The following is a 6,005-nucleotide window of genomic DNA, read 5'->3' on the forward strand; positions in this document are numbered from 1 at the left end:
CGCCCTGGAGCCGCTAGCCGACCGCATCGTGGTGCTCGATCAACCCATCCCGATCAAGGCGGGAGATTTGATCGGACACATTGGCGAGTATCAAGGCGGCAATGCCGAGCACCCGGAAAAGAAGCTGCACCTGGAAGTGTTCAGTGCCGACCACGTGGAGCCATTTATCGAGGCCAGCCGTGCCTGGGCCCAGCGACTGCCTGCTGCCAGCAAGACCTGGCTGAAATTCTCCAAGGGCACCGCTGTGGTGACGCATCAGGAGCGTTTCAACGCCACACAACCCCCCACGCTCAGCGCCGCCAGCACGCCCAGCGATGATGATCTGCTGGTGCCCAAACGCCTGATTGATGGCCTGCCGGCTGACAAAAAAATCGTAGTTACCGCAACACCAGATCGACGCGCCTGCAACTGGTATCGGCTTGATGGACTATTCCACGACGCGAACGGTGCGTTACTCGACGGTTGGGTGCGTGAAGAAGTGGGTGTCACGCCGTGGTTCAGTCCATGGTCGTGGGAGGGCTACGACGTCGTCTTCAACTATGACTCCCCTCGGCAAACCCTGGCTTCCTTTTTTCGCGCGGCTGGTCGTTTCAGTCAGGAGCAACTCGAACGCTACGGTAACTTGGCCGATAAGTCGGATAAAGGGCCGATGAAGAATCGCCTGTACGACATCATCGATCGAGACCGTGATGGAGTGGTGACGGCTGAAGAGTTACAGGCAGCGATTGCTTTACCGGCACACGCGCAGTCGCTGTCGCAACTGATCATCCACTACGAAAGCGAGTGGCGCCACGAACCCCATAAGTGGGACGCGCTGGACGATGTACTGGGGCATAGCGGCTCGACTCCACTTTTGAACTGGGTGGCGGAGAAGGAGCGGATCAGGGAGATCAGTTGGTGGAATGAAGTGGCGGAGGGAGTTGGATTGCCGGTGGATGGGCAGGTGTATCACTTGCATCCAATCGGCTTGACTATGAGATTTAACGCTGAGTGCCCTAAAGAGTGTGCTACTGATGCTTATGAACTGGAAGGAGTTGCTGGCACACTTATCGTGTCAAAAGAGTCATTTCAATTTATTTTAGATAAAGAAGGGTATAGCAAGAACCCTTACGTCCCTGCAGGTGCGAGCGGAGTTACTCTTGGGTATGGGTATGACTTAGGACAGCAAACAATAGCGCAAGTCCGTCACGACCTTGCACAAATTTATAGTCAATCGGACATTGATACTCTGACAACTGCTATTGGGAGGCAAGGTACTCAGGCTAGGGACATACTGAGCTCTTTAAATCACATTTCAATCAGTAAAGAAAACGCCATATCCCTTGCAATAAAAATGAAAAAACGTTACGCACAATTGGTAATCGAAGCTTATCCGGGTGCAATGAATCTGCATCCACATTGCCAAGGAGCACTGTTATCCCTTGTGGTCAACAGAGGAATATCTTTTTCTCGGCCAGATCTCGAATCTCGTTTAGAAATGAAACAAATTAGCGATGACTTGTTAAATCTCACCCCAGAGAAAATCCCATCTAGACTTCGTTCGATGAAAAGGCTTTGGGAAGGAAAAGCGGGGCTTGGAGGACTAATAATTCGTCGAGAGGAAGAAGCAAAACTTTTTGAAAGAGGTATGAAATGCGACTGCTGGCGATAATGATGAGCGCTTTGGGTGTTTTATTTACTTCACCAACCTTTGCTAAAGGTGATTGCGATAACACAAGTACAACAACAAAAGATATTCTTCAGTGCGCAACCAACCTGTACGAAAAAGTTGACAAAAATCTTAACGAGCAATATTCGAAAATGGTTGCGCCGCGTGAATTCCCCAATAGAAAACTCCTTATCGAAACTGAGCGCGCATGGGTCAAATATAGAGATGCGTACTGCAATGAAATTTACGAGTCTACTTTGCCGGGCGAAGAGGCGGAAATCGAAAAAATGGGATGTTTGATTTCTTCAACGTCATCGAGACTAGTGGAATTATTTCGCTTGGATACAGGAGTTAGTGGTGACGGCTTCTACAATGCACTTTCACTCATAAATAGCATTTCTTCAAAAAGCAGAGACGAAATACTCTTACACATTGAAAGCTTAATAAAACTGCCTGAAGAAACTGATTACTACAAGAAAAATTGCGAACTCACACAAGGTGTTTACGGTGAAGATGAGAGACTCTGTCGAGCCAGACTGAAATTTCAGTCAATATAGACACGAGGACATGATTAAAAATAGAGAAGCGTAAATATGTGGGCCGCACCATGCGGCCCTATTTAATACCTACGACTCTTAGAAAAACTGCCCGCTCAAATCCCGCGATAGTAATAAAAATTTTACTGCGGCCTTTTCTTATTTCATACTGGTAAACGCCAACTTCACCCCAATCGCAATCAACACCGCCCCCATGGTCCGATCAAACCAATGCCCCATCCGCGCAAAACCCGCGCGCACACGCTGCTGGCTGAACAACATGGCCACCAGGCAGAACCACAACGCCGTCGCCACCGCCAGGTACACGCCGTAACCGGCCTGGATCGCCAATGGCGTGTGCGGGTTGATCACTACGGTGAACAGCGACAGGAAGAACAGCGTGGCCTTGGGGTTCAAGCCGTTGGTGACGAAGCCTGCGGTAAATGCGCCGCGCGGGGTGCGCTCGCCCGCTTCGCGGTGCAACTCGCCCTCGGCGGCAGGCTTGGCCGGCTGCGCGCGCAGGGCCTTGAAGCCGATGTACAGCAGGTACGCGGCCGCGGCCCATTTCAGTGCGTTGAACAACACGATGGACTGGGACACGATCAGGCCGATGCCGAGCAACGAGTAACCCACATGCAGGAAAATCGCCGAGCCCACGCCCAGCGCGGTCCAAGTCCCGGCGCGACGGCCGTGGGTCACGCTCTCACGCACCACCACCGCAAAATCCGGGCCGGGGCTGGCCACCGCCAACAAGTGAATCAGGGCTACGGTCAAGAACTCGGCGGCGTACATACTCACTCCATTAAGTAACGGATTATTTCATCTGATAGGCTCGGCAGATTACGCCTTCGAACCCTGTCGCAAAAGGTACAGTTGATGACGAACAATCGCCGCGCCGTCTTCCTTGATCACCCCTCCCTGGACCTGGGAGATCTTGACCTCAGTGAGCTGCGCAGTCGTTTCAGCGACTTGCAGCTGTTGACGGGCACTACGCCGCAAAATGTGATCGAACGCCTGCAAGGCGCTCAAGTCGCCATCAGCAACAAAATCCCGCTCAACAGCGAAACCCTCGCGGCCTGCCCGGAGCTCAAGTTGATCCTGGTGTCGGCCACCGGCACCAACAACGTTGACCTGGAGGCCGCCCGCGCCCATGGCGTCACCGTGAGCAACTGCCAGGGCTACGGCACTCCGTCGGTGGCGCAGCACACGATCATGCTGCTGCTCAACCTGGCGACGCGCTTGAAGGACTATCAGCAGGATGTGAGCGCGGGCAAATGGCAGCACGCCAAGCAGTTCTGCCTGCTGGACCACCCTATCGTCGAACTGGAAGGCAAAACCCTTGGCCTGCTGGGCCATGGCGAACTGGGCAGCGCCGTGGCACGCCTGGCCGATGCCTTCGGGATGCGCGTGCTACTCGGCGCGATTCCCGGGCGCCCTGCCCGTGCTGATCGCGTGCCGTTGGATGAATTGCTGGCGCAGGTCGATGCGCTGACCTTGCACTGCCCGCTCAATGAACATACCCGCGACTTTATCGGCACCCGCGAACTGGCGCTGCTCAAGCCCGGAGCGTTTGTGGTCAATACCGCGCGCGGTGGCTTGATCAACGAACAGGCCCTGGCCGATGCCTTGCGCAGCGGCCACCTGGGTGGCGCGGCGACCGACGTGCTGAGTGTCGAGCCACCGGTCGCCGGCAACCCGCTGCTGGCCGACGATATCCCACGTTTGATCGTCACGCCGCATAACGCCTGGGGTAGTCGCGAGGCGCGGCAGCGCATCGTTGGCCAATTGGCGGAAAACGCCAGGGGCTTTTTCAGCGGCGCCCCGCTGCGCGTCGTCAGTTGATAAACTGCGCCCCTTTTCAAGGAGCAGACCATGGATCCGCGCAGTGAAGTACTGCTTCGTCAGGCCGAACTTTTTCAAGGCAACCTGTTGCTGGTGGGCTTGCCCGCCGACGACCTGCTCGGTCGCCTGCCCAACGCCCACGGCTGGTGCTGGCATGCCGGCGACCAGGCGGCGCTCGACGCACGCTTCCCGGAGCGCAGCCAATTCGGCGTGAACGTGCCCGAGCGTTCGTTTGATGCAGCGGTGATCTTCCTGCCCAAGTCCAAGGACCTCACCGATTACCTGCTCAACGCCGTAGCCGCACGCCTGCCCGGCGCCGAGCTGTTTCTGGTGGGCGAGAAAAAAGCCGGTATCGAAAGTGCTGCCAAGCAGATGGCGCCCTTTGGCAAACCGCGCAAGCTCGACAACGCACGGCATTGCCAGCTGTGGCAAGTCACCGTGGCCAATGCGCCCCAGGCGCTCGAGCTGGAGAGCCTGGCACAGGTGTTCGAAGTACCGCTGGCCGAAGGGCCGCTCAAGGTGGTGAGCCTGCCGGGTGTGTTCAGCCACGGCCGTCTGGATCGTGGCACCGAGCTGTTGCTGGAGCATCTGGACAAGCTGCCCAGCGGCCATTTGCTGGACTTCGGTTGCGGCGCCGGTGTGTTAGGGGCGGCGGTAAAGCGTCGCTACCCACACAACACCGTAACGATGCTGGATGTGGACGCCTTCGCCGCCGCCAGCAGTCGCCTCACCCTGGCCGCCAATGGGTTGGAGGCCGAGGTGTTGACCGGTGATGGCATCGACGCCGCACCGATGGGGTTGAACGCCATCTTGAGCAACCCGCCGTTCCATGTCGGGGTGCACACCGATTATTTCGCCACTGAAAACCTGCTGCGAAAAGCGGCAAAACACCTGGCAAAAGGTGGCGAACTTCGCCTGGTTGCGAATAGCTTCCTGAAGTACCAACCGTTGATCGAAGAGCACCTGGGCGTGTGTGCGGTCAAGGCCGAGGGCAATGGTTTTCGCATCTACCGCGCCAAGCGCCCCTGATGGGCATTTGAAAAAGAAGGCTTGCCGAATGGATTTTGCCTAGGCAGAATCCGCTCCGTCCTAGGGGAGTAGTCTCCCACGAGCGCCACGCTCGTCCGGCATACGTCAACATACTTGGTCAACAGGCCATGGCGTATGCGACCCAGGAGTCCGCACAGACGGACCGGGGTTTGACAAGACCTATGACACGCACACCTTACCCGGGGCGGGAAGGCTGTACGTGTCATAGCCGTGTCGACCCGCCCCCTGGAAACTACCTGATGCTGGATTCACTACTCGTTCCTACCGCAATCGTTGCCTTGGCCGAAATCGGCGACAAGACGCAACTGCTCGCACTCATCCTTGCCGCGCGCTTTCGCAAACCCTGGCCGATCATCGCCGGCATCGTCGCCGCGACCCTGGCCAACCATGCGGCTGCGGGTGCCGTGGGTGCCTGGTTTGGCAGTTTCTTCTCGGATGCGGTGTTGCACTGGATCCTGGCGGCAAGCTTCTGTGCCACGGCGCTGTGGACCCTGGTGCCGGACAAACTCGATGATGACGAAGCCAGTACCACGCGCAAATTCGGGCCATTCCTGACCACGCTGATTGCGTTTTTCCTTGCAGAAATCGGTGACAAGACACAGATCGCCACAGTGATGCTGGCGGCCCAGTATCCGGAGTTGTGGCTGGTGATTATCGGCACCACCCTGGGCATGTTGATTGCCAACGTGCCGGTGGTTCTGGCGGGGAATTTCGCAGCGGAGAAACTGCCGCTGACGTTGATTCGTCGACTGGCGGCTACGGCGTTCTTTGTCCTGGCGATTGTGGCGGTGTACAAGGCCATGCAGAGCAGCGGCTGGATTTAAGCGATCCACTGTGAGAAGGGGCTTGCCCTAATGCCTGTCAGTGAAGGAGAAACACTGTAACTGTGGCGAGCGGGCTTGCCCCGCGTTGGGCTGCGAAGCAGCCCC

Annotated in this window: 6 protein-coding genes and 1 riboswitch; of the genes, 5 read left to right on the forward strand and 1 reads right to left on the reverse strand. The window is 56.8% G+C overall.

What is annotated here, in order from left to right; translation table 11 throughout:
• On the forward strand, nucleotides 1-1,651 hold a 1,651-nt coding region (locus tag ACODSV_RS35765), incomplete at its 5' end, for a pesticin C-terminus-like muramidase (protein WP_489078410.1).
• Entirely contained in the window at nucleotides 1,633-2,205 is a 573-nt protein-coding gene (locus ACODSV_RS35770) for a lysozyme inhibitor LprI family protein (RefSeq protein WP_150055804.1), read from the forward strand. The genes ACODSV_RS35765 and ACODSV_RS35770, both read left to right, overlap by 19 nt.
• 138 nt (nucleotides 2,206-2,343) lie before the next feature.
• On the opposite strand, the gene ACODSV_RS35775 is transcribed toward ACODSV_RS35770, so the two are convergent.
• The gene (locus tag ACODSV_RS35775) at nucleotides 2,344-2,976 is read right to left on the reverse strand and encodes a LysE family translocator (RefSeq protein ID WP_010213066.1); all 633 of its coding nucleotides are present in this window, start codon (nucleotides 2,974-2,976) and stop codon (nucleotides 2,344-2,346) included.
• Between the two features lie 84 nt (nucleotides 2,977-3,060).
• Between ACODSV_RS35775 and ACODSV_RS35780 the strand changes: the two genes are divergently transcribed.
• The 3 genes from ACODSV_RS35780 to ACODSV_RS35790 all read left to right on the forward strand — a co-directional run bounded on the left by ACODSV_RS35780 (nucleotide 3,061) and on the right by ACODSV_RS35790 (nucleotide 5,900).
• Complete coding sequence (locus tag ACODSV_RS35780; protein ID WP_150055805.1) at nucleotides 3,061-4,026, forward strand: 2-hydroxyacid dehydrogenase; 966 nt, start codon at nucleotides 3,061-3,063, stop codon at nucleotides 4,024-4,026.
• 30 nt (nucleotides 4,027-4,056) lie between these two features.
• The gene (locus ACODSV_RS35785) at nucleotides 4,057-5,055 is read left to right on the forward strand and encodes a methyltransferase (protein ID WP_150055806.1); all 999 of its coding nucleotides are present in this window, start codon (nucleotides 4,057-4,059) and stop codon (nucleotides 5,053-5,055) included.
• Nucleotides 5,056-5,105: 50 nt separating this feature from the next.
• Nucleotides 5,106-5,227: riboswitch (yybP-ykoY riboswitch) on the forward strand.
• Between the two features lie 88 nt (nucleotides 5,228-5,315).
• A complete protein-coding gene (locus ACODSV_RS35790) occupies nucleotides 5,316-5,900 on the forward strand; it encodes a TMEM165/GDT1 family protein (RefSeq protein WP_005784895.1) in 585 nt (194 codons plus the stop codon).
• Nucleotides 5,901-6,005 lie beyond the last annotated feature (105 nt).

Source organism: Pseudomonas sp. FG86, from assembly GCF_057808775.1.

Excerpts from the sequence above, each read along its gene's own strand:
- ACODSV_RS35790 (WP_005784895.1), top strand. The coding sequence starts at position 5,316 with ATGCTGGATTCACTACTCGTTCCTACCGCAATCGTTGCCTTGGCCGAA.
- ACODSV_RS35785 (WP_150055806.1), top strand. The coding sequence starts at position 4,057 with ATGGATCCGCGCAGTGAAGTACTGCTTCGTCAGGCCGAACTTTTTCAA.
- ACODSV_RS35780 (WP_150055805.1), top strand. The coding sequence starts at position 3,061 with ATGACGAACAATCGCCGCGCCGTCTTCCTTGATCACCCCTCCCTGGAC.
- ACODSV_RS35770 (WP_150055804.1), top strand. The coding sequence starts at position 1,633 with ATGCGACTGCTGGCGATAATGATGAGCGCTTTGGGTGTTTTATTTACT.
- ACODSV_RS35775 (WP_010213066.1), bottom strand. The coding sequence starts at position 2,976 with ATGTACGCCGCCGAGTTCTTGACCGTAGCCCTGATTCACTTGTTGGCG.